The sequence below is a fragment of the Idiomarina sp. MD25a genome, from assembly GCF_001870515.1.
Classification (GTDB): domain Bacteria; phylum Pseudomonadota; class Gammaproteobacteria; order Enterobacterales; family Alteromonadaceae; genus Idiomarina.
Window position 1 is genome coordinate 131,303 of record NZ_MDGT01000002.1, and the last position, 22,716, is coordinate 154,018.

General features: G+C 47.5%; 24 protein-coding genes. 14 read left to right on the forward strand and 10 right to left on the reverse strand.

The features are described from left to right. The first annotated feature begins 74 nt into the window (after nt 1-74). The 6 genes from rpsP to tyrA all read left to right on the forward strand — a co-directional run bounded on the left by rpsP (nt 75) and on the right by tyrA (nt 3,898). Nucleotides 75-323: a 30S ribosomal protein S16 gene (gene rpsP, locus BFR57_RS01965; RefSeq protein ID WP_006956612.1), complete on the forward strand. Its 249-nt coding sequence runs from the start codon at nt 75-77 to the stop codon at nt 321-323. Nucleotides 324-349: 26 nt separating this feature from the next. Next, nucleotides 350-895 (forward strand): ribosome maturation factor RimM, encoded by a 546-nt coding sequence (gene rimM / locus BFR57_RS01970; RefSeq protein WP_071462385.1) that lies wholly within the window; start codon nt 350-352, stop codon nt 893-895. 8 nt (nt 896-903) lie between these two features. Then, nucleotides 904-1,650, forward strand: coding sequence for a tRNA (guanosine(37)-N1)-methyltransferase TrmD (gene trmD / locus BFR57_RS01975; RefSeq protein WP_071462386.1), 747 nt, complete (start codon nt 904-906; stop codon nt 1,648-1,650). Between the two features lie 31 nt (nt 1,651-1,681). Next, complete coding sequence (gene rplS, locus BFR57_RS01980; RefSeq protein ID WP_006956616.1) at nt 1,682-2,038, forward strand: 50S ribosomal protein L19; 357 nt, start codon at nt 1,682-1,684, stop codon at nt 2,036-2,038. A 72-nt stretch (nt 2,039-2,110) separates the two neighbouring features. Continuing rightward, nucleotides 2,111-2,710: a DNA-J related domain-containing protein gene (locus BFR57_RS01985; protein ID WP_071462387.1), complete on the forward strand. Its 600-nt coding sequence runs from the start codon at nt 2,111-2,113 to the stop codon at nt 2,708-2,710. A gap of 21 nt (nt 2,711-2,731) precedes the next feature. Beyond that, nucleotides 2,732-3,898, forward strand: coding sequence for a bifunctional chorismate mutase/prephenate dehydrogenase (gene tyrA, locus BFR57_RS01990; protein ID WP_071462388.1), 1,167 nt, complete (start codon nt 2,732-2,734; stop codon nt 3,896-3,898). Here tyrA and BFR57_RS01995 read toward each other — a convergent pair. Beyond that, nucleotides 3,870-4,235 carry a response regulator gene (locus BFR57_RS01995; protein WP_071462389.1) on the reverse strand — a complete coding sequence of 122 codons (366 nt, stop codon included), beginning with the start codon at nt 4,233-4,235 and terminating at the stop codon, nt 3,870-3,872. The two genes, tyrA and BFR57_RS01995, sit on opposite strands and share 29 nt — an antisense overlap. Before the next feature lie 88 nt (nt 4,236-4,323). On the opposite strand from BFR57_RS01995, the gene BFR57_RS02000 reads away from it, so the two are divergent. Next, complete coding sequence (locus tag BFR57_RS02000; protein ID WP_083404993.1) at nt 4,324-4,968, forward strand: cytochrome b/b6 domain-containing protein; 645 nt, start codon at nt 4,324-4,326, stop codon at nt 4,966-4,968. 19 nt (nt 4,969-4,987) lie between these two features. On the opposite strand, the gene BFR57_RS02005 is transcribed toward BFR57_RS02000, so the two are convergent. Continuing rightward, nucleotides 4,988-5,458, reverse strand: coding sequence for a cytochrome c (locus tag BFR57_RS02005; RefSeq protein WP_071462390.1), 471 nt, complete (start codon nt 5,456-5,458; stop codon nt 4,988-4,990). Nucleotides 5,459-5,603: 145 nt separating this feature from the next. On the opposite strand from BFR57_RS02005, the gene BFR57_RS02010 reads away from it, so the two are divergent. Together BFR57_RS02010 and BFR57_RS02015 are read left to right on the forward strand one after the other, a co-directional pair. Further along, nucleotides 5,604-8,681: an amidohydrolase family protein gene (locus tag BFR57_RS02010; RefSeq protein ID WP_071462391.1), complete on the forward strand. Its 3,078-nt coding sequence runs from the start codon at nt 5,604-5,606 to the stop codon at nt 8,679-8,681. Between the two features lie 2 nt (nt 8,682-8,683). Continuing rightward, nucleotides 8,684-9,991: an amidohydrolase family protein gene (locus BFR57_RS02015; RefSeq protein WP_071462392.1), complete on the forward strand. Its 1,308-nt coding sequence runs from the start codon at nt 8,684-8,686 to the stop codon at nt 9,989-9,991. Nucleotides 9,992-10,039: 48 nt separating this feature from the next. Here the strand turns inward: BFR57_RS02015 and BFR57_RS02020 are convergent, their stop codons facing one another. After that, the gene (locus BFR57_RS02020) at nt 10,040-10,834 is read right to left on the reverse strand and encodes a response regulator (RefSeq protein WP_071462393.1); all 795 of its coding nucleotides are present in this window, start codon (nt 10,832-10,834) and stop codon (nt 10,040-10,042) included. A 103-nt stretch (nt 10,835-10,937) separates the two neighbouring features. On the opposite strand from BFR57_RS02020, the gene BFR57_RS02025 reads away from it, so the two are divergent. Further along, nucleotides 10,938-11,243, forward strand: a complete 306-nt coding sequence (locus tag BFR57_RS02025; protein ID WP_071462394.1) for an STAS domain-containing protein — start codon at nt 10,938-10,940, stop codon at nt 11,241-11,243. Further along, nucleotides 11,243-12,925 carry a PP2C family protein-serine/threonine phosphatase gene (locus tag BFR57_RS02030; RefSeq protein WP_071462395.1) on the forward strand — a complete coding sequence of 561 codons (1,683 nt, stop codon included), beginning with the start codon at nt 11,243-11,245 and terminating at the stop codon, nt 12,923-12,925. The genes BFR57_RS02025 and BFR57_RS02030 overlap by 1 nt, the downstream gene beginning before the upstream one ends. Here BFR57_RS02030 and yciH read toward each other — a convergent pair. The 3 genes from yciH to BFR57_RS02045 are packed head-to-tail and all read right to left on the reverse strand — an operon-like array spanning nt 12,906 to nt 14,660. Next, the gene (gene yciH, locus BFR57_RS02035; protein WP_071462396.1) at nt 12,906-13,241 is read right to left on the reverse strand and encodes a stress response translation initiation inhibitor YciH; all 336 of its coding nucleotides are present in this window, start codon (nt 13,239-13,241) and stop codon (nt 12,906-12,908) included. The genes BFR57_RS02030 and yciH overlap by 20 nt on opposite strands. A gap of 6 nt (nt 13,242-13,247) precedes the next feature. Beyond that, nucleotides 13,248-14,003 carry a hypothetical protein gene (locus tag BFR57_RS02040; RefSeq protein WP_071462397.1) on the reverse strand — a complete coding sequence of 252 codons (756 nt, stop codon included), beginning with the start codon at nt 14,001-14,003 and terminating at the stop codon, nt 13,248-13,250. Nucleotides 14,004-14,033: 30 nt separating this feature from the next. Continuing rightward, on the reverse strand, nt 14,034-14,660 hold the full coding sequence (locus tag BFR57_RS02045; protein ID WP_253183598.1) for a HAMP domain-containing sensor histidine kinase: 627 nt from the start codon (nt 14,658-14,660) through the stop codon (nt 14,034-14,036). Between the two features lie 153 nt (nt 14,661-14,813). Here BFR57_RS02045 and cysB point away from each other — a divergent pair, with 153 nt between their 5' ends. Further along, on the forward strand, nt 14,814-15,788 hold the full coding sequence (gene cysB / locus BFR57_RS02050; protein ID WP_071462399.1) for an HTH-type transcriptional regulator CysB: 975 nt from the start codon (nt 14,814-14,816) through the stop codon (nt 15,786-15,788). 25 nt (nt 15,789-15,813) lie between these two features. Here cysB and BFR57_RS02055 read toward each other — a convergent pair whose 3' ends face one another. The 3 genes from BFR57_RS02055 to pabB all read right to left on the reverse strand — a co-directional run bounded on the left by BFR57_RS02055 (nt 15,814) and on the right by pabB (nt 19,345). Then, nucleotides 15,814-17,187 carry an L-serine ammonia-lyase gene (locus BFR57_RS02055; RefSeq protein WP_071462400.1) on the reverse strand — a complete coding sequence of 458 codons (1,374 nt, stop codon included), beginning with the start codon at nt 17,185-17,187 and terminating at the stop codon, nt 15,814-15,816. Nucleotides 17,188-17,313: 126 nt separating this feature from the next. Continuing rightward, complete coding sequence (locus BFR57_RS02060; protein WP_171903922.1) at nt 17,314-17,925, reverse strand: CoA pyrophosphatase; 612 nt, start codon at nt 17,923-17,925, stop codon at nt 17,314-17,316. Further along, complete coding sequence (gene pabB / locus BFR57_RS02065; RefSeq protein ID WP_083404994.1) at nt 17,918-19,345, reverse strand: aminodeoxychorismate synthase component I; 1,428 nt, start codon at nt 19,343-19,345, stop codon at nt 17,918-17,920. The genes BFR57_RS02060 and pabB overlap by 8 nt, the downstream gene beginning before the upstream one ends. A 182-nt stretch (nt 19,346-19,527) precedes the next feature. Here pabB and BFR57_RS02070 point away from each other — a divergent pair, with 182 nt between their 5' ends. Both BFR57_RS02070 and rmuC read left to right on the forward strand, forming a co-directional pair. Beyond that, complete coding sequence (locus BFR57_RS02070; protein ID WP_071462401.1) at nt 19,528-21,051, forward strand: fumarate hydratase; 1,524 nt, start codon at nt 19,528-19,530, stop codon at nt 21,049-21,051. Nucleotides 21,052-21,054: 3 nt separating this feature from the next. Then, nucleotides 21,055-22,362 carry a DNA recombination protein RmuC gene (gene rmuC, locus BFR57_RS02075; protein WP_071462402.1) on the forward strand — a complete coding sequence of 436 codons (1,308 nt, stop codon included), beginning with the start codon at nt 21,055-21,057 and terminating at the stop codon, nt 22,360-22,362. On the opposite strand, the gene BFR57_RS02080 is transcribed toward rmuC, so the two are convergent. After that, nucleotides 22,307-22,660, reverse strand: a complete 354-nt coding sequence (locus BFR57_RS02080) for a hypothetical protein (RefSeq protein WP_071462403.1) — start codon at nt 22,658-22,660, stop codon at nt 22,307-22,309. The genes rmuC and BFR57_RS02080 overlap by 56 nt on opposite strands. Nucleotides 22,661-22,716 lie beyond the last annotated feature (56 nt).

Here is a 22,716-nt window from a genome sequence, read left to right on the forward strand (position 1 = left end):
TCCGAACCTATCGGAGGGCTTTGCTGTTTATAGCAATTACGTTTTACATTTACACAGAAAAATTGAGGAACGCAATGGTAACCATTCGTTTACAACGTGGTGGCGCTAAAAAACGCCCCTTCTACCAAATGGTAGTCGCAGACAGTCGCAACGCTCGCGACGGTCGTTTCATCGAGAACGTAGGCTTCTTTAACCCGGTAGCTCGTGGTCAAGAAGAGCGTCTTCGTGTTGACTTAGATCGTATCGAACACTGGGTATCTCAAGGTGCATCGCTTTCTGAGCGTGTAGCACGTTTGGTTAAAGACGCGCGCGCAGCGGCGTAATTAACTAGGCAGTAGGGAGCGAAGTAATGACGAAACAAACATCAGACGCATTAGTCGTGGGCCACATCGGTGCCGTCTACGGTGTCAAAGGATGGTTGAAAATTCAGTCATTTACAGAGAACCCTGAAGATATCTTTGATTATACCCCTTGGACTCTGCAGGGGAATGCAGCTCGCCAAACGACGGAAGAAGTCGTTAATGTGGTTCAGTGGCGTCGTCATAACAACGGGCTTATTGCTCAGTTAGAGGGCATCAATGACCGCGAATTAGCAGCGACAAAAACCGGTTTGAGCATTTGCATTAACGCAGAGAAATTGCCTGAGTTAGCTGATGACGAATTTTACTGGCGTGATCTTATCGGATTACGTGTAGTAAATATGCAAGGCTACGATATGGGTGTAGTAGAGCAAATCATGCCGACCGCAGCCAATGATGTATTGGTCGTGACGGCAAACTCAAATGATGCGTTTGGAAAGTCTGAGCGACTGATTCCGTTTGTGCAAAGCCAGTATGTACTGGACGTGGACAACGAGAAGCAGCAAATTCAGGTGGACTGGCCCGCTGACTTTTGAGGCAAACAATGCACATTGGTGTCATTAGTTTGTTTCCAGATATGTTTTCGGCAATCACTGAACATGGTGTGACACGTCGAGCTATCAAGGAAGGTTTGCTAACGGTTTCGGTATGGAACCCACGCGATTTTACTCATGATAAACATCGCACAGTTGATGATCGCCCATATGGCGGTGGTCCTGGGATGTTAATGATGGTGCAACCTTTAGTCGATGCAATTAAAGCAGCTAAAGCGGCGTTGGGTGAAGATACACCGGTTATCTACTTATCACCGCAAGGGCAGACACTCGATCATGGTGGCGTGACGCAATTAGCGCAAAATGATCGCATGATACTGATCGCTGGTCGTTATGAAGGCATTGATCAGCGTGTAATTGACCAATATGTTGATGCAGAATGGTCAATCGGTGATTACGTTCTCAGTGGCGGTGAGTTACCAGCAATGGTGCTTATCGATGCGGTGGCTCGAATGGTACCTGGTGTCCTAGGTCACCAAGATTCGGCAGCCGAAGATTCATTCGCCAATGGGTTACTGGATTGCCCACATTACACGCGGCCTGAAACATATAATGGTCAGCAGGTTCCGACTGTTCTTTTGAGCGGGAACCACGAAAAAATTCGACAGTGGCGCTTGCAACAAGCTCTGGGTAAAACCTGGTTGCAACGCAAAGAGTTAATTAATCGCCTAGCTCTGACTGACGAGCAGGAACAGTTGCTGAATGAGTTTATTCAACAACAAGAGTCCGAAGACTAACGTACAGTTTATCTAGGAAAGGAGATATACCATGGCAAAAGTAAGCCAGAACATCATTAAGGCTCTTGAAGAAGAGCAAATGAAGAAAGATTTACCGGCATTCGCTCCAGGCGATACGGTTAGTGTAAATGTAAAAGTAGTTGAGGGTAACCGTGAGCGTCTTCAGGCGTTTGAAGGCGTTGTTATCCGTGTTCGTAACCGTGGTTTGCACTCTGCATTCACTGTTCGTAAAGTATCTAGCGGTGAAGGCGTAGAGCGTACTTTCCAAACGCACAGCCCACTGGTCGACAGCATCACTGTTAAGCGTCGTGGTGCAGTACGTCGTGCTAAGCTTTACTATCTACGCGAGCGTTCGGGCAAGTCTGCACGTATCCGCGAGAAGCTGTAAGCAGCATTCGATGCAGAAAAAGCCCGGCAATTCAGTTGCCGGGCTTTTTTTTGTTTGTGCTAGACTGATTCCATGCAAGCATCGATTCAAATACTAAAAGCAGCGTTAGAAGAACTGCTTAATAAACAATCACGTTGGACCGAGTACGAGTTAATCCAAGCGCTCAAAGCCGAGCCTTACGTTATTTTTGACGATCAAGCACTATCGGACACTCAGGCACTATTCGAAACGCACTTCATTCTGTTTCACTGTCTGTATCTTATCCGTCAAGAATGGCATAAGCATACGGAACTTGAGATTTATACGCTTGAAATAAAGGCAACGCCGCGCTCAACGGGTCTAGACAACGCAGCACATGTGACTGAGCTGCAAGCGCAAGACCCACTAGCGAACTATTACTTAGATTGGTCCAACTTTACTGAAACAACACAACAGGATGTGGAACAACTTTTAAATGATTTTTGGTCTCGTATGGCTGGCTCGACGCGTAAGCGTCAAAGTATGGCACTTGATGAAGCGTGGCAACAGCTTGAGCTAGCGCCCACTTCGGATATGGGCGAAGTCAAACGTCAGTATCGCAAACGGGTACATCAATGCCATCCTGATAAAGGGGGCTCAGTGAGCGAGATGCAAGCAATACAGGTCGCATACCAGCGTATTACCAAGTCGTAGCCGGGGAAGTGAGAAACGCGCATGAATAACGATGCCAAGCAGCAATTAGAGCAATTGCGTCAAGCGATTGATAACACCGATGCTCAACTGATTGAGTTAATAAAACAACGCTCTGAATTAACTAAACAAGTGGGTGATGTGAAACGCCACCTTCAAGCACCGCTCTATGTCCCGGAACGTGAACAGCAGATGATTTCTGCGCGGCGTCAGCAAGCTGAGCAGATGGAACTCAGCCCCGATCTAATAGAGGATGTATTGCGCCGTATTATTCGCGAGTCATATCGTACACAAACCGCGCAAGCGACACCTACCTCGTGTGATTTGGAACGACCAGTCGTTATTGTCGGTGGACGTGGTCGTTTGGGTGGCCTTTTTTGTCGTCTGTTTAAACAAACCGGTTACGTTGTTGAAGTGATCGACAAAGGAGATGCGTTAAGTGACATTGCTCAATTTGAGCCGCAACTGGTTATTATCGCTGTTCCGGTTAACGTGACCAATCAAGTTATCAGTGAACTTCCGCAATTGCCCAATGACTGTGTGTTGGCAGATTTGACCAGCATTAAGCATCAACCTCTGCAGCGAATGTTAGCGCAACATGAGGGACCTGTAGTTGGTTTGCATCCGATGTTTGGTCCGTCAGTGCCTAACCTCGCTAAACAGTTGGTGGTCGCTTGTGAAGGACGTGGGGCGGAAGCCTATCAATGGCTTATTGCGCAATTAACGAATTGGGGGGCGCACGTCGAATGGGTTAAAGCACAAGCGCATGATAGCAGCATGGGCTGGATTCAGGTGATGCGCCATTTGAGTACCTTTGTTTATGGCGCGCACATGGCAGAAGAACAAGCGGATATCGCGCAACTGCTACAATTGAGCTCACCCATCTATCGGATGGAACTGATGATGGTTGGACGTCTATTTGCTCAAAATGCTGAGTTGTACGCTGATATTATTCAGTCTCACCCAGAACAATTCGGAGTCATTAAGCGTTATTTAGCGCGCTTTCAAAACATTTTGGCGATGTTGGAGCGGGGGGATAAAGCGAACTTCGTCGAAACATTTCAGCAAGTGAATGGGTATTTTGGCGAATTTGCAGAACAGTTTCTGCAAGAAAGTGAAGCGCTCGTCCAGTTATCGGATGACCAGCGCTTTAGAGGAGCCACTACCGGCTCGCTTGATACTGGCTCATAAGTTCGGCTAGCGCGTCTGGAGAAGCGGGTTTATGCAATGTTGCATCCATCCCTGCTTCTCGGCAAGCTTCCATTTCGGTCGCACTTTGGTGACTCGTAATGGCAATAATTGGCGTTTCGGCATAACGAGACTCCGTACGTAGACGACGCGCTACCTCATCACCGTTCATATCAGGCATTTCGTAGTCGATAAAGAAAATATCAATCGCATGTTGCTGCGCGACTTGCAGCGCCTGTCCACCATTTTCTGCGTGATAAAGATTTTCCGCATACTGCGTGAGCATCGCTTTCAGTACTTCTGTGCTGATAAAGTCATCATCAGCGATTAAGATATTCATGTTTTACGTCCTTATGATACTACCGTTCTTAAGCGTTTCGTTTTACCCTAGCACTGAACGTAAGATTTGCCTAGTCAGGAGATGATCTGTGAACGAGAAGCGTCAGCGCATTAAAATCTGGGATAGCTTTATCCGTATTTATCATTGGCTAATGGTCGCGGCCGTTGCAGGCCTATGGTGGACCGGTGAAGAAGGGCGAATGGATCTGCATCAGGATATTGCGATTGCGCTTGCAGCCCTGTTAATCACCCGTGTTGGATGGGGCTTTTTCGGTAGTGAAAATGTTCGCTTTAGCGCGTTTGTCAGCTCACCTAAACGAGTTCTGAGTCATTTGGGTGCGCTATTTAGCAAACGCTATGAGTCAGGTAATACACACAGTCCGGCAGGGGCCTATTCGGTTTTGCTACTGTTGCTGATATTGATGATTCAAATAGGTACCGGACTCTTCGCGACTGATGGAATCCTGTTTTCAGGTCCACTGAATGACTGGGTATCGTCCGATGTTGCGGACTTTTTGACGGACTGGCACAAAACGCAGTTTAATGTGATTTTGGGGTTGGTGGCATTGCATGTTCTGGCTGTTTTGCTTTACCGCGTACTCGGATACCGCCTACTGGGAGCGATGATTACAGGGTATCGATACACGGCTAGTAAAGTGCCAATGTTAAAATCTGGGTGGCAAGGCTTGGTGATCGCGCTTGCGGTGTGGTTTATCTTGGTGATGCTGCTTTAACAGCATCACCCGTAACAACTTAATCTTTATATTGGTCGTGGCAACCTTTGCAGTTCTTCGCTGCTGCCATGAAAGCAGGCTTAATCTCATCCATCGATCCTGACGCCGCTGCATCGACCAGACTATCCGCATCAGTAATGAGCTGGTTTGCGCGTGATTCAAAGTCTTCCCAGTTATCCCAAATGGCGGGTAATGCGTCGGTGTCATCACCTGGCATCGCACCTTCAACTGCAAAACCGTCCCATGGGATATGAGTAAGGCGCGCGAAGTCGCTTGCTCGGTTACTGAATACGGCGGCGTCATAAGGTTCCTCACCTTTTACCATTGCAGCCATCGCTGCAAAGTTATCGCGCATAATCGATAACGCGCTTTGGCGATATTTAACCGCGGATTCGGCGTCGTTGAATGCGTGTTTGTCAGCGTGAGCAAATGAAGACATGCTCAGGCACATCACACCGGCTAAAACAGCAGAAATAGTTGTTGCTTTCATTTTTGAGTTCCTTTGCGCTAGATTATTTAACGATAATATTGCACATTCTATCTGTTATGTCTTGTTGCTAGTGTTACATACGTTTTACTTTACACTCAGAGTTTAACTCTTTACACGAAAAAATAATAACCAATGGGGAACAACCATGAATGCGAAGCACCAGCTGAGCGCGTTGGCTTTGGCGGTTACGAGCGTTTTCGCAACGTCCGTGAGTGCCGATCAAACGACACGCGTTAATGGCATGCGCGACAATACACCATCGCTCGTTGCTATTCAGAATGCCACCATTACCACCGAGCCTGGCCAATCTATCGTTAATGCGACCTTAGTGATCAATAACGGTAAGATCGTTTCTGTCGCTAAGAACGGTAAAGTACCAGCAGGCGCAAAAGTGATTGATGGTACGGGATATCATATCTATCCAGGGTTCATCGACGCTTACACCGATTATGGTGTTGAGCAAGCTTCTCAACCGGATTGGTCTGAAACACCGATTTATAATAACCACCGTGAAGGTGGCAATGCGGCAAACGACGCCATTCATGCCCAGCAGCATTGGTATACAGCGTTCGAAAACACGCCAGATGCTGCTAAAAAATGGATTGCTAGCGGCTTCACTAGCGTTCAAACGGCACGTTTAGATGGCATTTTACAAGGCTACGGAACAGCCGTTTCGCTGGCTGATAAAATCGCCAACGAGACGATCTACCAGCCCACGACGCGTCAGTTTGGCTCATTCGATAAAGGTACGTCGCAACAACAGTACCCCACCTCATTAATGGGTAGCATTGCGTTGGTACGGCAAACGCTCTCAGACGCACAGTGGTACGAAAAAGCTTACGGTAAAGAAGCCTATAACGGACCTGTTGAGTTCAACGCTGCGCTTGATGCACTAAAAAACATCGAGCAAACCGGTATTGTATTTAAAGTCGAAGATGAAAAATCGCTATTACGCGCTGATAAGGTATTTGATCAGTTCAATGTGCCTGCGATCTACCTAGCCTCAGGCTACGAATACGCGCGCTTAGAACAAGTGAAGGCAACGGATTCTGATCTGATTGTGCCAGTCAACTTCCCCGCAGCGCCAGACGTCTCAGGCGTAGATGCTTACCTTGATGTTGATCTTGCGAAACTCCGCCACTGGGAACGCGCACCCGCCAACCCTGGTATGTTAGCCAACGCCGGCGTTGACTTTGCATTGACGTTGTACGGCTTAGATAAAGCCGATCAATTTTGGCCTAATGTAAAGAAAGCCATCGAAAACGGCTTAACCGAACGGCAAGCGTTAGCCGCACTGACCACCATCCCTGCCAAAATTGCGGGAATCGAAGATAAAGCAGGTAAGTTGCAACAAGGCTACATGGCCGACTTTGTTATGGCTAAAGGTGATTTGTTCAAAGACGGCGTGATCCAGTCGGTTTGGACACAAGGTCAAGAAATTGATTTGATTCCTCGTGAACAAGTGGATTTTGCGGGTGAATATACGACTGACTGGTCAGGTAACTCTTTAACGCTGAGCGTGACGGCTCAACCAAGTTTCTCGGGCGAAGTTAAGTTAGGCGATCAAAGTAGTAAGTTACGTCATCTTGATTCGGGTATTGACCAACTGTCTTTTGTGGCTGATCTTGATGTCGCCGGTGAGTCAGGCACGTGGCGCTTTAAGTTGATGCAGACAGCGCAGAATGCAGCTGAGTTAGTCGCTGTGGCGCCAAGTGGTAGCGAACAACGGTTAGCGTTGAACTATCAAGCAACGGACAAAGATGAACAGACAGCAGAACAAGCAGAGCCGACGTTCGTCAGCGAATTAACGTTCCCGAACGTTGCCTATGGGCAAAAAGGCCTACCCGAGCGTGAAGATGTGTTGATTAAAAACGCAACTGTCTGGACCGCAACCGATCAAGGTATATTAGAAAATACCGATGTGTTGGTTCGTGACGGTAACTTTGCTGCAGTCGGCAAAAACCTCAGCACGCCAAGCGGTGTTCGTGAAATCGATGGTACCGGTATGCATCTAACGCCGGGTATCATTGACGAACACTCGCACATTGCCATCGACCAAGGGGTGAACGAAGGTTCAGAAGCGGTGACTTCAGAAGTTCGCATTGGTGATGTGATAAATTCTGATGATATTCATATTTATCGCTCGCTTGCCGGTGGTACGACTATGGCACAGCTACTACACGGCTCTGCTAACCCGATTGGTGGCCAAGCGCAAGTCATTAAATTGCGTTGGGGCGCCACAGGTGATGTGATGAAGTTTGACGCAGCACCCGCCTCTATCAAGTTCGCTTTGGGTGAAAACGTGAAGCAGAGCAACTGGGGCGATGATATGACGATTCGTTATCCGCAAACACGAATGGGCGTTGAAACTATCATTCGCGATGGCTTCCAAGCCGCACTGGAATACCAAGAGCGTAAACGTGAATACGATCGCTTGAGTGCTGCGGAGAAACGTAAAGCCGCACCGCCACGTCCTGACTATCGTTTAGATGCACTGATTGAAATCATGAATTCTGAGCGTTTTGTTCACGCGCATTCCTACGTCGCATCGGAGATTTTGATGCTGATGCAGGTCGCCGAGGACTTTGGCTTTACCTTGGATACGTTCACTCATATTCTCGAAGGCTACAAGGTGGCTGATGAAATGGCCGCGCATGGGGCGTCAGGTTCGACCTTTGCCGACTGGTGGGCATACAAGTTTGAGGTCTATGATGCGATTCCACAAAACGCGTGCTTAATGCATGATCGTGGTGTACTTACTAGCATCAATTCGGATAGTGAAGATCTGCAACGTCGCTTGAATACCGAGGCGGCTAAATCGGTGCGTTATTGTGGAATGGAACCGCACGAAGCGCTGAAAATGATCACCATTAATCCAGCGAAGCAGCTCAAGGTCGATCAGTACGTGGGCAGTATCGAGAAAGGTAAAGATGCGGACTTTGTGCTTTGGAATCATTACCCATTGAGCAGCTACGCGCAGGCGCAACAGACGTGGATTAACGGTCGTAAGTTCTTTGACCGTGAACTTGATAAACAACGTCAAGCCCAAGTTAAACAAGAGAAACAAGCGCTTATTCAGAAAGTTCTTGCAGCAGGCGATGCCGCGAAGCAAGGCGAACAAGACGCGTATAAAAAAGAGCAACCCGAGTGGCACTGCGAAACTCAGCATGACTTTTGGCTCGACCATTTCGCTGCCAAATCGCATAGCCATGGAGGACATTAATCATGAAATTACTTAATAGAGCACTGACCGCGGCTTTGCTTAGCGCCTGCGCAGTGACGCAATCGGTGGCGCACGACGAGGTGCCAGGTAAGAAACAAGCACAGCCCATCGTGTTGCAGAACGGTACTTTACACACGGTGACTAAAGGCGTTTTAAGCCAAACCGACTTATTGTTTGCTGATGGTAAAATCGTCGCGATAGGTCAAGATCTGGCGGTACCCGCCGACGCGCAAGCAATCGATATCAGCGGGCAACACGTGTATCCAGGTGTAATTGCTATGGACACGACGCTAGGTTTGAATGAGATTGAGGCGGTGCGCGCGACTCGTGATGCCGATGAAGTGGGTGATGTAACACCAGAGGTCGCGGGACACATTGCCTTTAACGCTGACTCCGAAGTGATCCCGACGGTTCGCTACAATGGGGTGGCGTATGCGCAAGTGGTGCCAGAAGGCGGCATGGTGAGTGGGCAATCTTCACTCATGCAGCTAGATGGCTGGAACTGGCAAGATGCGTTAGTCACGGCAGAAGAGGGCGTACACATTAATTGGCCACGCACTTATGTGGTAGATACATGGTGGGAGCGCCGTTCAGCAGAAGAGCAACGTAAAGCCAATGCTGAAGCCCTGCAAAAGCTCAAGCAAGTGTTTGCTGACGCTAAAGCCTATTATGATGCTAAACGTGCGGGTCGAGATATTCCTGAGGACCAGCGTTGGGAAGCGATGAAAGGGTTGTTTGATGACAGTAAGCGTTTATATGTGCATGCACAAGATAAGCGTCAGCTCGAGCAAGCCATTGAAGTCAGCCAAAGCTATGGTTTTGATTTAGTCCTAGTGGGGGCTTACGATGCATGGCGCATCGCGGACAAGCTGGCTGAATTACAAATCCCGGTTGTTTTCGGTTCACCATTTGGTCTGCCAATGCGTGAAGATGATGGCTACGACCAAGCATTTTCTACCCCCGCTCGTCTTGCTGAAGCTGGGGTGAACTTTGCGATTGCGTATCCAGGCTACTGGGATGTTCGTAATTTACCATTTGCTGCAGGTAACGCCGTTGCTTATGGCTTAGATGCTCAGCAAGCACTCAAGGCGATTACACTTAAACCTGCTGAGTTTATGGGCGTTGCCGATAAGTTGGGCTCACTCGAGGAAGGCAAACAGGCGTCGATTGTTGTTTCGAAAGGTGATTTACTTGACCCGATGGGACAATCGTTGACTCACTTGTTTATTAATGGTCGTGCGGTCAGCTTAGAAAGCCGCCACACTGAACTTTATAATAAGTACCAGCAAAAGCCCGCTCGTAGCGAATAATCCATCAACGTAGTTTGATATAAAAAGCCACTTTCCGAAGTGGCTTTTTTATTGGTCTAATAAATTAATTAATAGCTTTTTTAGTGTTGCCGGTTCAAAGGGTTTATCTGTTAGCGCGTCGACACCGCTTTGCTTGATATTGGTTACTTGCAGCTCGTTAGCTTGCGCAGTGACCATCAGTATAGGAGTGTGTGCATGAGACGGGTCTTGGCGAACGTGCTGAGCAAACTCACTGCCACTCATTTCGGGCATATTAAAGTCAGTAACAATAAGATCAAACGATTGTTGATTAAGAACATCAATGGCAGCGAGACCATTATTCGACTCGACAACATGTTCAACCCCCATGTTCTCGAATACACGACGCAATGCATGGAGTGAGGTCACACTGTCATCCACCAGTAACACTCGCAAGTCCTCTACATCAAATAAATTAAGTTCAACTGACTCGGGCTCAATTAAATCCACTGTGGCTTTAATGGCGCGCTCTAATTGTTGACTCGAAAAGGGCTTAGGGAGAATAGCGACAATACCGGCTTGTTTAAATTGTTCCAGCTGATCGGGTCGATGTTCACTCGACACCAACATAAAATGTACCGTATCTTCTAAGTTAGATTCTTGAATATAATCGATGAGTTGATGCGCAGTCCCATCTTCAAAATACATTGCACTGGTAACAATATCGGGTTGCCACTCACGGATTAAAGTTTTTGCCTCTGCAATCGTTGATGCACCGCGCGTTTCGGTTAATTGTGCTTGACCTAAGTGGTGTTTTATAACTTTTCTTTGTACGTCAGAGGGTTCGACCAGCAGAATACGAAGTTCATTAATTGACAGTGACATATTTATTTTGAATGGGTGTTTTTAAAAAGAGTATTTGATTTACTCGGCAAACTCAATTAAAAAACGTTATGCTAGGAGCAATAATAATTAAAAAGGGGAAGTTATGAGCGTCACTCGCGAGTTTTCAGCGGACCAAAAGCAGTTAATCATTTCCATAAAAGGAAAGTTTGATTTTAGCTTGGTTCAAGAGTTTAGGCAGGCCTACAGCCATATTGGCGACAGTGAGCCTTTAGTTATTATTGACTTACGTGAAACCGAATATCTTGATAGCTCAGCATTGGGGATGTTGCTAAACATGAGAAAATCACTAGGCAGCACCGTTAAAGGGATTCACTTGATTAACGCGCGCCCTGAAGTAAAACGTATCCTCGATATCTCTCGGTTCGAAAAAATGTTTACCATTGCATAATGAAAGTTCTGGTAGTCGACGATCAAAAAGCCAACCAGATCATGCTGACGGGGTTACTCGAATCTTTTGGGCATGAAGTGGTCTGTGCGAACAACGGTCGTGAGGCGCTAGATGCTTTCGAGCAGGTGCAACCACAATTAGTACTGCTTGATGTAATGATGCCAGAAATGGATGGTTTTGAGACGGCTCCGCGACTCAAAGCCATGTCTGGCAATATCCACTTGCCGATTATTTTTCTTACGGCTCTAGATTCGCAAGAAACATTATTGGAATGTTTAAAAGTCGGCGGCGATGACTTTCTCAGCATCCCGTTTGAACCCGTGATACTGCAAGCCAAAGTTAATGCACACGCACGAGTTCGCGAGCTAAGTTATTCATTGGTACAAAAAAACAGGACACTCGCTTGGCACTCTGCTCGTATGGAGCGTGAGCAAAACGTGGTGCAGCATATGCTAGAGAATGCGCTCGCCGAAAATCAGTTGCAGCAGCCCTTCGTGAAAAGCTATCTACGCCCAACGAGTAGCTTTAACGGGGATGTTTGCCTCGGGCGGGTTGGTCCCTTCGGCAATTACTATTTGTTCTTGGGTGATTTCACGGGGCATGGTCTTGCTCCGGCCACAGGCGCTTTACCGGTCGCGCAGGCATTTTTTAGTATGGCCGAGCGTGGCTTGTCGGTCGGTGACATGGTGACTGAGTTTAACAGCCGACTCTATAAAGTACTGCCAGATGATATGTTTTGTGCCGCACTGGTGGTCGAAATGTCCGCGAATGGCGATAGAATCAGTTGTTGGAGTGGTGGCGTGCCCGATGCATTGTTGCTCGATACGCAAGGGCAACTTGAGCATCGTATTAAACCACAGCATATGGCACTAGGGATCCTACCACGCGCGCAATTCAACAGTCAGTTAGAGCATTATTTTGTCACGCCCGGACAGCGCTTAGTGATGTTCAGTGATGGCGTAGTGGAGGCGTGTAACCATCAAGGAGAAATGATTGGTGAAGAGCGCTTCGCCGACTGGGTCACTGAAATGCTTGATTCAGAGTGTTCGGAAGCACAGTTTAGCGCCATTGTGGAGCGCATTGATAGCTTTACTGGTGATACACCACTCAATGATGATTTGTCGCTACTGTGTTTGAAATGCCAGGCAACGGGGCTAGAACCTCAGGCAAAGCCGCAGAATGAGTATAATCTTCCTTTTGAATTGCGCGTTGTGTTGACAGAACACGACATTCGCAATCGAGATCCTATGCAACGCATGGTCGACTCGCTGGCTAAGCTCGATGCATTGCAGCCGCACAAAACATCGTTGTACTTATTGTTCGCTGAGAGTTTCAACAATCTTTTGGAGCACTCGGTGCTCGATATGCAGTCTGAGCTTAAACAGCAAGAGAGTTTTGAGCGTTATTACGAGGAGAGACAATCGCGTATTGAGCAATTACAAGGTTTGGAAATATACTTTGATATTGATTACCACCCGACCTCACAGCAATTATCATTTACGCTATCGTCAAATACTGAACACCGATTCGATGGAAAGCACGCGGGCAATTCCGCTAATGAATCAGAGGATACTTTTGGTCGTGGGATTAACCTGATAACTCAGGTAGCCGATGAGGTTGAGTGGCGCGACGGCGGCTCACTACTGTATGTCAGGTACTCGCTCAGCCGCCCGCTCGCTTAACACGATAGCCTTGGTCACTCAGCCACTTTTCGATGATGTCGCGTTGATCACCTTGTAGCTCTATCACATAGTCTTTAACTGACCCACCTACACCGCATTGTTGTTTAAGCTTTTTAGCGACTTGTTTGAGCTCATCATGAGGTAGTGCAAGCCCTTTGACCAAAGTGACCCCTTTTCCTTTGCGTCCTTTTGTTTCTCGTTGTAAACGCACAATCCCATCGCCCTCAGGAATATCCTCGGGGTCAGGTTCAGGGTCGATGCGTCCGTGATCGGTGCTGTATACCATCTGCGAGAGTTTATCTTTCCAGTCTGACATGCCGAGTTACCACTTTTTCTTCGGTTGGAATAGTTCTTCAAGTTCGTCGCTTTTACGTTTGCGCGCATCATTACTATTAGCATCGCGGAGTTCGCTGGTTATTTGCTCTAATGATGCCTGAATTTGCTCATGACGTCGCTGAGTATATTCGTCACTGTATGTATGCTCATCGATAGTGCGTAGCGCTTTCTCGTAATACTGACGTGCTGAGCCAAGCATATTGCTATTGTATGCGTTTTCGCCCCGTTTGATTAAAGTCTCGATGCTAATTTTAAGTTGCAACTTTTGTAAGCGCTGATCTTCCGTATTGTATACCTGTGTGTCAACACGACCTTTGGCATGCTCGCTACGAAGGGCACTACGTAGGCGTTTGAGCGCGTTAATCATGGCAATAATTTGTTTATCATTATGCGGCAACTCGAAATCTTCAGAAATGAGCGAGGTATCGTTTACGTCTAGGCCTTTTAAACGCGTTTCATACTCATGTATACGATCTTTAAGCGCCTCTGAAGGCATGACATCGTTCATGTTGATTAATAAATCTTTAGCGCGCGCGTTCAGTAGTGCATAGACCGACTTGCCAATCGGAAAGTAGCCGGTAATGTTGATTAGGTCTTCAACCTGATCAAGCACTGCACGAAACTTGGCGTAACGTTGTCTGCGTTCTAAATTTTGTTTCTGTCGATATTGCTGTACGGCGCTGATCATAATGGCCATCAGCACGAGTAACACAATCAGCGATATTATTATTGTATAAACCATAATTTGAGTCTGTCGCTACTATCTAAAAGGTTAGGGTAGGTATAGCGTAAAACGACTACCACCTAACGAGCTAGAATTCTCCAATTTAATATATCCATGCTGTCCCTTGTATTCATGCGCTTCCGCTATCAATCGAGCAAAATAGAGTCCGAGCCCAGTGCGGCTGCCTTCCATGTCTAAGTAGCGCGGCTGCAGGTCGTTTAGAGCGAGTAATGAGTCTGGATAGCCAGGGCCGTTATCCTCTATCGTAATGGAACATCCACGATCTGCAACACGTTTGGCTTTTATAATAAGCTTATCGGCGGTGTAGCGCATAGCATTAATGAATACATCGTTTAAAACTTGTGTGATTAATGCTCTATCGCCGACGAAAAAGATATCATCGGCGATGTCAGCCGTAAGCGTTATAGACCTACTTTCGCTGTAAAATCGATTGTTCATCACCAGCTCTTCAATCACCTCATCTAGATACGTTTGCTCACTCTCAATTTGCAATGAGCCCTGTTGTCGGTAAAGTGCAAGTAGTTGTACAAGGTTCGTGTTAATGCGCTGTGCCTCGTAGTGCATGTGCGCTAGTTCGCCCTGAGTTTCAGTGTCAGTAACTTTACCTGCGACATCCTCGAGCTGTTGTACAAGTAACCCCAAAGAATTTTTCATGTCGTGCACCGACACAGCGAGTAATGTGGAAAAATCAATGGACGGTTTGGACATGCGTGCCTCTATCGATTATTGCAGAATGCGTTTGGCATAGGATTCAAATTTAATATATGATTTTTTCATATTAAACGGCAGCAAATAAGGTCTGCTTATATGAAATTACAGCAATTACGTTACATTGTCGAAGTACTGAATCATAATTTGAATGTTTCTTCTACCGCTGAGAGTTTGTTTACCTCCCAGCCTGGTATTAGTAAGCAGGTTCGTATGCTTGAGGATGAACTCGGTGTACAAATATTTGGCCGTACCGGTAAACACCTGACCCATGTTACTCCCGCTGGACAGGAAGTCATTCATATCGCGCAACAGGTGCTTGAACAGGTGCAGGCGATAAAAGCGGTTGCCGCCGAGCATACACAACCTGATTGCGGTAAACTCAATATTGCAACAACGCACACGCAAGCGCGATATGCTCTACCGCGAGTGATTAAAAGGTTCATTGAGCAATACCCAAAAGTATCGTTACACATGCATCAAGGGTCGCCGTCACAAATCAGTGAGGCCGCCGCCAAAGGTAAAGCCGACTTTGCTATTGCGACTGAAGCGTTACATCTGTACCAAGACCTTATTATGTTGCCTTGTTACCATTGGAACCGGTCGATTATTGTGCCAAAAGATCATGCGCTGGCGCAGATTGATAAGCTCTCTATTCATGATATCGCGCAACACCCAATAGTTACTTACGTACATGGGTTTACTGGACGTTCGGAGCTCGATAAAGCCTTTAACGCTGCTGGTGAAGAACCACAGATCGTGTTTACCGCGACGGATGCTGATGTCATCAAGACCTACGTACGTATGGGAATAGGCATCGGTGTAGTGGCGACAATGGCGTATGATGCCGAGGAAGATACCGATCTGGTTGCCTTACCCGCAGCGCACTTATTTGACCCCAGTACAACCAAGATAGGTTTTCGTCGTGGTTCGTTCTTAAGAACTTATATGTTTGACTTCATTGAGAATTTTGCGCCGCATTTGACCAAATCGAGGGTTGAGGAAGCAATGCAGTTACGCAGTCACGAGGAAATTGAGAAGTTATTTTCGGATATCGAGTTACCGACTTTATAAGCCGGTAACTCGATAGCCAGCGCGGTTAGCACTCGATGATGTTAACCGCTAAGCCACCTCGGGCAGTTTCTTTATACTTAGTTTTCATATCGTTGCCGGTTTCCCACATAGTCTTGATGACTTTATCAAGCGAGACCTTGTGGTCACCGGTACCGCGCATGGCAAGTCGAGCAGCATTAATTGCTTTAATGGCGCCCATCGCGTTGCGTTCAATACAGGGAACCTGCACTAGGCCTCCGACAGGATCACAGGTAAGACCTAAGTTATGTTCCATGCCAATTTCGGCCGCATTTTCGACGGTTAGGGCCGAGCCCCCCATGTACTCAGCAAGACCCGCGGCAGCCATTGAACAGGCTACACCGACTTCACCTTGGCAACCCACTTCTGCACCCGATATCGACGCATTTTTCTTGTACAAAATGCCAATCGCAGCAGAGGTTAACAAGAATCGAACCACAGAATCTTCATCTAAAGTTTCGATGAACTTATCGGCATAACTCATCACTGCCGGTACGATACCCGCAGCGCCATTGGTCGGTGCAGTTACAATACGACCACCTGCCGCATTTTCCTCATTTACAGCCAGCGCAAATAGATCCACCCAATCCATAAACTGCATGGGTTCGGTCGATTTCTCTTTTTTCAAACGTTGATACAAACAAGAGGCGCGACGTCTGACTTTTAAGCCGCCTGGTAGAATACCCTCGGTGTTAATACCGTTCTCGATGCTTTGTTGCATCGTGCGCCAAATTTTCATTAGACCCGAACGAATTTCGTCTTCCGTTCTAAATACTTTCTCATTTGCCATCATTAGTGAGCTGATGCGCATACCTGTATCTTTAGTATGTTGAAGCAATTCAGCCGCAGTGTCGAACGGGTAGGGGATTGGCTTATCCGACTGCTCAATGGCCTCTTCAAGTGTCTCGTCAAAGTCTTCGTCACGTACGATGAACCCGCCACCGATGGAGTAGTAAAGATCTTTGTAAATAACCTCACCTTGTTTGAGGAGTCTTAGCTCCATTGCATTCGCATGCTTAGGCATGGTTTTACGGCGATGGAAAACGATGGCGCCTTCTTTTGGAAAGTCGACTTCTTTCTCTTTAAGTAATACCAGCTTCTCCGTATCTCGGGTCTGCGCGAGAAAGTTTTCGACATTATCGGTATCCACAGTCTCAGGCAGCTCACCGGCTAAGCCCAAGATGACGGCTTTACCTGTACCATGGCCTTTACCGGTTTGGCCTAACGAGCCAAATAGCTCAACTTCAATACCGTCAGCGTCAGCAAGAACGCCTTTTTCCTTGGCTGCTTCTAAAAAATAATAGGCAGCTTTCATCGGCCCTACCGTGTGAGAGCTCGATGGACCGATTCCTATTTTATAGATATCAAAAACACTGATCATACATCTGACCCATTGGTTAATTCGAGAAATTGCATCTATTGTCGCATGCTTGCCACCCGGTCTGGCAAGTAAAATTGCGGAATAATATAGAAATGAGAAGTATAGCCCACCTCGGGCATTTAATCGCTAATTGAGTGGACTTACCTGTTGTTTTAGTTCGGGCTGCAAATGTTCAGCAAGTTCACGCAAAATGCCCGCTGTGGCCCCCCAAATATTGCGATGCTGCCATGGAATAAAGTAGACACGATCGTAGATGAATTTACGGATTCGATAAGCGTAATGATTATATGGATCAAGGATATCGGCTAACGGCACTTCAAATATCTCAGCAACTTCGCTAGGTTGGCGACTAAGCTCATGTTGGATGCGAGCAAAGCCAATAAAAGGCCGAATGTTGTAATAACTTAATACAGGATAGTCCTGTAAACGACCAATGACTTCAATGTTATCTCGACTTAAGCCGATTTCCTCTTCAGTCTCACGCAGCGCTGTCTCTAGTAAGTGACGATCAGATGAGTCGAAGCGTCCACCTGGGAAGCTGATTTGTCCAGCATGTTTACGTAGCGTCTTGGCGCGTTGGGTTAGTAATAGCGATAAACCGTGGGGACGTTCAACGAGCAAAATCATTACCGCGGCAGGGCGCAGCTTTTGTTTCAGTACGTTATCCACACGACGCTCAATGCTGGGCGATGGTTGCAAGTTAAAGCGGCGCAAAAATTCGTTACGGGTTTTAATCATCAGTCGACTCCAGCACGGGTAGAATACGCGCGACCTTATCAAAGGTTTCTTGATACTCTTCGCCTCCATCGGAATCATAAACTAAACCGCCGCCCGCCCAGCAGTGCAGTGAGCCGCGCTCGGCAATCAAAGTGCGTATGGTAATACTACTATCACTGTTACCTGTGACGCAGACATACCCCATAGAACCACAGTAGACATTGCGGCGGTTGGGTTCTAACTCCTCAATGATCTCCATTGCTCGTACTTTGGGCGCCCCGGTAATCGACCCGCCTGGGAAAGCGCCGCCCCACAATAGAAAGGTATCACTGTGAGGTTTTAATTGACCCACAATCGTAGAGACCAAGTGATGCACCGCTGGAAAGCTTTCAATTGCAAATAACTTGGGTACCTTAACGGAGTTGGGCAGACAATGCTTACTCAAGTCATTACGCAATAAATCAACAATCATCAGATTTTCTGCGCGATCTTTCTCAGCATTGATAAGCGCAGTGCGATTGGCTTCATCTTGTTGTGCTGATGTGCTGCGTGGTCGTGTACCTTTAATTGGTTTGGTCTCGACTTGTCCTTGCGCGGAGACCGAGATAAACCGTTCAGGCGATACACTCAGGACGGCGCTTGACGGTAAACGCATAAACGCGCTGAACGGTGCTCGATTGCTCTCTCGTAACCTCAGATATGCCAGCCACTCAGAGCCTTGATAGCGAGCACTGAAGCGTTGGGCTAGATTAATTTGATAGCAGTCTCCCGCGGCTAAATAGGCTTTCACTGCGTCAAATCGCGCGAGATAATTTTCGGCAGACATATTACTCTGCCATCTTTCGGTGAGTTTGAACGGCGGAGGGGTATGGGTTGTGTCAGCTAACCACTCGCTCCGTTGTTCGGCAAACTCGGTTGTCGGGGCGAGTAAAAAGACGCGCTTTTGCTGTTTATCAATGATCAGTGCGTTAACGTAGACACCAAATATCGCGTCGTCAGTCTCGTACTCAGCGGTATTTAACTCCGGTAGCCGCTCTAACTGGCGCCCTAGGTCGTAACCCATTAAACCCGCAAGGCCACCACAAAATGGTAGCGTTTGAGTATCTCCATCGATTTGTAACTGCTCGCCTAACTGCTGATGCACGTGGCTCGCAGCGTCGATAAATGACGCCGCTGAGCTCCTGAGTTGCAAGGTTGTCTCGTCATTGACTCGATTCAGCGTGGTTGATTGACCTCGGGCCGATAAAACGTACTCGGGTTGTTTTAATAAAATATGATAACGACTATTGGGATGTTCGAAGGCTGCCGAATCCAACCAAAGGCTGTAATGATGCGCTTCGATAGTAGCAAAGCGTTGCTGAACCCAAAGATCCCAAGCCTCGACGTTAGCAGATTTAGCTGGAATCCCTTGTTCGGTTAGTTCGCGAAGTGTCAGTTGCACGGTGTCGTCTACCCCAAAAGTTTACGGCTCATACTGATGTTAATCGCAGTATACCATAGCCATTCAGCCAATCGTCTCTAGTCATCAGGATTTGAAAACGCTATTATGAGCAGCACAATTCTGCCGCGTTACGTGCCTGTTTGCGGCGATATTAACATCATAGCTAAGCTGAGGTGCAGTGAATGGCCATCATTCGTCAAAGTGATTTTATCGACAGTATTGCAGACTCATTGCAGTACATTTCCTACTACCATCCTATCGACTTTATTCAAGCGCTCGATGAAGCTTATCAGCGTGAGCAGAGTGAGGCAGCAAAAAACGCGATTGCGCAAGTGTTGACTAACTCGCGTATGTCCGCGCAAGGACACCGCCCGATATGCCAAGACACGGGTATCGTGACCTGCTTTGTCAAAGTGGGTATGGGCGTTCAGTGGGATAAAACGGATATGACGGTGCAACAGATGGTCGATGAGGGCACGCGTCGCGCTTACACCAACCCTGAGAATCCATTACGCGCATCCATCGTTGCCGATCCCGCCGGTACGCGTAAAAACACAGGCGACAACACACCTGCGGTAGTGCATTTAGATATGGTGCCAGGCGATAAAGTCGAAGTGATGATTGCAGCGAAGGGTGGTGGTTCAGAAAACAAATCAAAAATGGCAATGCTGAACCCGAGTGATTCGATTGCTGACTGGGTTGTTGAAACCTTACCGAAACTGGGTGCAGGTTGGTGTCCACCAGGCATGCTTGGCATTGGCGTCGGTGGTACTGCAGAAAAATCAGCCGTGCTGGCAAAAGAATCCCTGATGGATCCCGTTGATATCCATGAGCTCATCGAACGTGGTCCTCAGAATGCTGAAGAAGAGTTGCGTCTAGAGATTTTTAACCGTGTTAATGCGTTGGGTATTGGTGCACAGGGTTTAGGCGGCGTAACGACGGTATTGGATGTCAAAATTAAGTCACTGCCGACTCACGCAGCATCAAAGCCGGTCACGTTAATTCCAAATTGTGCTGCCACACGTCATGCGCACTTTACTCTTGATGGCTCAGGCCCTGCCGACTTAACACCGCCGAAATTAGAAGATTGGCCACAAGTGACATTTGAACTGGGTGACGATGCCCGCCGTGTTAATTTGGACGAGGTCACAAAAGAAGATATCCAAGAATGGAAAATGGGCGAGACGGTGTTGTTATCGGGTAAACTATTGACTGGACGTGATGCCGCTCATAAGCGCATTAAAGAGATGCTTGCTAATGGCGAAGAGCTACCGGTTGACTTCAATAATCGCTTTATCTATTACGTGGGTCCTGTTGACCCAGTCGGTGAAGAGGTTGTCGGTCCGGCGGGTCCAACGACTTCAACACGGATGGATAAATTCACCGATATGATGCTCGAAGAGGCGGGCATTATTGGCATGATCGGTAAAGCTGAGCGTGGTCCTGAAGCGGTTGAAAGTATTCGCAAGCATAAAGCGGTTTACCTGATGGCCGTGGGCGGCGCTGCTTACTTGGTGGCAAAAGCGATTAAGAAAGCGCGTGTAGTCGGTTTCGAAGACTTGGGCATGGAAGCTATCTATGAGTTTGAAGTTGAGGATATGCCTGTGACAGTGGCTGTCGACAGTGATGGTCAGAATGCCCATGAACAAGGCCCTGCGATCTGGAAGGTAAAAATTGCAGAGCTCGACGAAAAGCTAGGAGCATAAATCGTGTTGAACGACATGATGACAATGAGCACCACCATTTGGGTGGTGCTTTTGTTTGTGGCTACCTTAGCCGGTGTCGCGTTTGCTGTGTTGTGGCGTACTCAGGTGAAACGAGCTGATGCATTGTCGCAAACAGTTGACGAGCAAACGGAGCAGCTTGGACACTTGCGTGAGCGTCTACATTATACTGAATCTCAGTGGCAAACGCTCAGAGCAACGGCGGCACAAGAGCGTCGTGCAAGCGAGGATAAATTACACACACTGGAGGCAGCTGAGCAACGTATGGCGCAGCAGTTTGAGAACCTCGCCAACCGTATATTCGAGCAACGTTCTAATCAAATGCAGCAACAGCACCAACAGAGCCTGCAAGCAACGCTCGCCCCTTTCAAACAACAACTCGAAAGCTTTAAGCAGCAAGTACAGCAACAACATAGCGATGAGACCAAAGAACGCGCGGCATTACGCAGTGAACTGTTGTCATTGAAGACACTGAACCAACAGATGGCGCAAGAGGCGGATGCACTGACGCGTGCGTTGAAAGGTGATAATAAACATCAAGGCAACTGGGGTGAGGTAGTGCTTGAGCGCATCTTGCAACAGTCTGGTTTGCGGGAGGGGCATGAGTACGATACCCAATCGTCATTTGCGGATGATGATGGCAAGCGGTTGCGTCCCGATGTGATTGTGCATCTACCTAACGAACGCGATGTTGTGATTGATTCGAAGGTCAGTTTATCGGCCTATGAGCGCTACTTTAATAGCGATGATGAAGCGGTCCGCAAACAAGCATTGAATGAGCATGTGCAGTCACTTCGGCAACACATCAAGCAATTAGGCAAAAAAAATTATCAGCAGCTACAGGGTATCAAAACACTTGATTATGTATTGCTATTCGTGCCGATTGAACCGGCATTTCTGCTTGCCGTAGACAAAGATCCTGAGTTAATTAAGCTGGCGCTTGATGAACAAATCATGTTGGTGAGTCCAACTAACTTACTCGTTGCTTTACGCACCATCCACAACATCTGGCAGTACGAGCACCAAAATCAGAACGCTCAGCATATCGCGGCCGAGGCCGGCAAACTGTACGATAAATTTGTCGGCTTTGTTGAGGATTTAGACAAGATAGGAGCAGGAATTCACACCCTTGAACAGCGCTATCAAGATGCGATGAAAAAACTCAGTCAAGGGCGTGGTAACCTACTCACCCGCGTTGAAAAGTTTCGCACGATGGGGGTGCAAACCAGTAAACAACTTAGTGCAACGACGCTTCATAAAGAGGCTGATAACGAGGCGTCTGCGGATGATTAACTGTGACTTGACCGCAGATCCATTGCTGTCGCTGAAGACGCACTGCCATCAGCACATGTTGTAGGCTATTCAATTGTAAGCGTACGCACAGCATATCGTGGCTCTGGCTGTGTTGTAATAGTTTGACCGCTGATGCAAAGCGTTGCTGATCGATAGGTGGAAACTGCTTGAGCCACTGCGCAGCATCAGCCAATTTAGCGCGACTGCGGCGTTTCGATGAGCGCTCAGCCGGGCTGTTAATCAAAATGATATTGCTCGTTGGCAAATAGAGATAAGTATAAAGTGCGTTGCTATTCATAGGTTGCGGCTCCGAAATAACTTGTAAATTATTTTGACGAAGCCGCGATGCGTTAA

What these genes read in the sequence shown, in the direction of transcription:
- rpsP (WP_006956612.1), top strand. Translation starts at nt 75, where the DNA reads ATGGTAACCATTCGTTTACAACGTGGTGGCGCTAAAAAACGCCCCTTC.
- rimM (WP_071462385.1), top strand. Translation starts at nt 350, where the DNA reads ATGACGAAACAAACATCAGACGCATTAGTCGTGGGCCACATCGGTGCC.
- trmD (WP_071462386.1), top strand. Translation starts at nt 904, where the DNA reads ATGCACATTGGTGTCATTAGTTTGTTTCCAGATATGTTTTCGGCAATC.
- rplS (WP_006956616.1), top strand. Translation starts at nt 1,682, where the DNA reads ATGGCAAAAGTAAGCCAGAACATCATTAAGGCTCTTGAAGAAGAGCAA.
- BFR57_RS01985 (WP_071462387.1), top strand. Translation starts at nt 2,111, where the DNA reads ATGCAAGCATCGATTCAAATACTAAAAGCAGCGTTAGAAGAACTGCTT.
- tyrA (WP_071462388.1), top strand. Translation starts at nt 2,732, where the DNA reads ATGAATAACGATGCCAAGCAGCAATTAGAGCAATTGCGTCAAGCGATT.
- BFR57_RS01995 (WP_071462389.1), bottom strand. Translation starts at nt 4,235, where the DNA reads ATGAATATCTTAATCGCTGATGATGACTTTATCAGCACAGAAGTACTG.
- BFR57_RS02005 (WP_071462390.1), bottom strand. Translation starts at nt 5,458, where the DNA reads ATGAAAGCAACAACTATTTCTGCTGTTTTAGCCGGTGTGATGTGCCTG.
- BFR57_RS02010 (WP_071462391.1), top strand. Translation starts at nt 5,604, where the DNA reads ATGAATGCGAAGCACCAGCTGAGCGCGTTGGCTTTGGCGGTTACGAGC.
- BFR57_RS02015 (WP_071462392.1), top strand. Translation starts at nt 8,684, where the DNA reads ATGAAATTACTTAATAGAGCACTGACCGCGGCTTTGCTTAGCGCCTGC.
- BFR57_RS02020 (WP_071462393.1), bottom strand. Translation starts at nt 10,834, where the DNA reads ATGTCACTGTCAATTAATGAACTTCGTATTCTGCTGGTCGAACCCTCT.
- BFR57_RS02025 (WP_071462394.1), top strand. Translation starts at nt 10,938, where the DNA reads ATGAGCGTCACTCGCGAGTTTTCAGCGGACCAAAAGCAGTTAATCATT.
- BFR57_RS02030 (WP_071462395.1), top strand. Translation starts at nt 11,243, where the DNA reads ATGAAAGTTCTGGTAGTCGACGATCAAAAAGCCAACCAGATCATGCTG.
- yciH (WP_071462396.1), bottom strand. Translation starts at nt 13,241, where the DNA reads ATGTCAGACTGGAAAGATAAACTCTCGCAGATGGTATACAGCACCGAT.
- BFR57_RS02040 (WP_071462397.1), bottom strand. Translation starts at nt 14,003, where the DNA reads ATGGTTTATACAATAATAATATCGCTGATTGTGTTACTCGTGCTGATG.
- BFR57_RS02045 (WP_253183598.1), bottom strand. Translation starts at nt 14,660, where the DNA reads ATGAAAAATTCTTTGGGGTTACTTGTACAACAGCTCGAGGATGTCGCA.
- cysB (WP_071462399.1), top strand. Translation starts at nt 14,814, where the DNA reads ATGAAATTACAGCAATTACGTTACATTGTCGAAGTACTGAATCATAAT.
- BFR57_RS02055 (WP_071462400.1), bottom strand. Translation starts at nt 17,187, where the DNA reads ATGATCAGTGTTTTTGATATCTATAAAATAGGAATCGGTCCATCGAGC.
- BFR57_RS02060 (WP_171903922.1), bottom strand. Translation starts at nt 17,925, where the DNA reads ATGATTAAAACCCGTAACGAATTTTTGCGCCGCTTTAACTTGCAACCA.
- BFR57_RS02070 (WP_071462401.1), top strand. Translation starts at nt 19,528, where the DNA reads ATGGCCATCATTCGTCAAAGTGATTTTATCGACAGTATTGCAGACTCA.
- BFR57_RS02080 (WP_071462403.1), bottom strand. Translation starts at nt 22,660, where the DNA reads ATGAATAGCAACGCACTTTATACTTATCTCTATTTGCCAACGAGCAAT.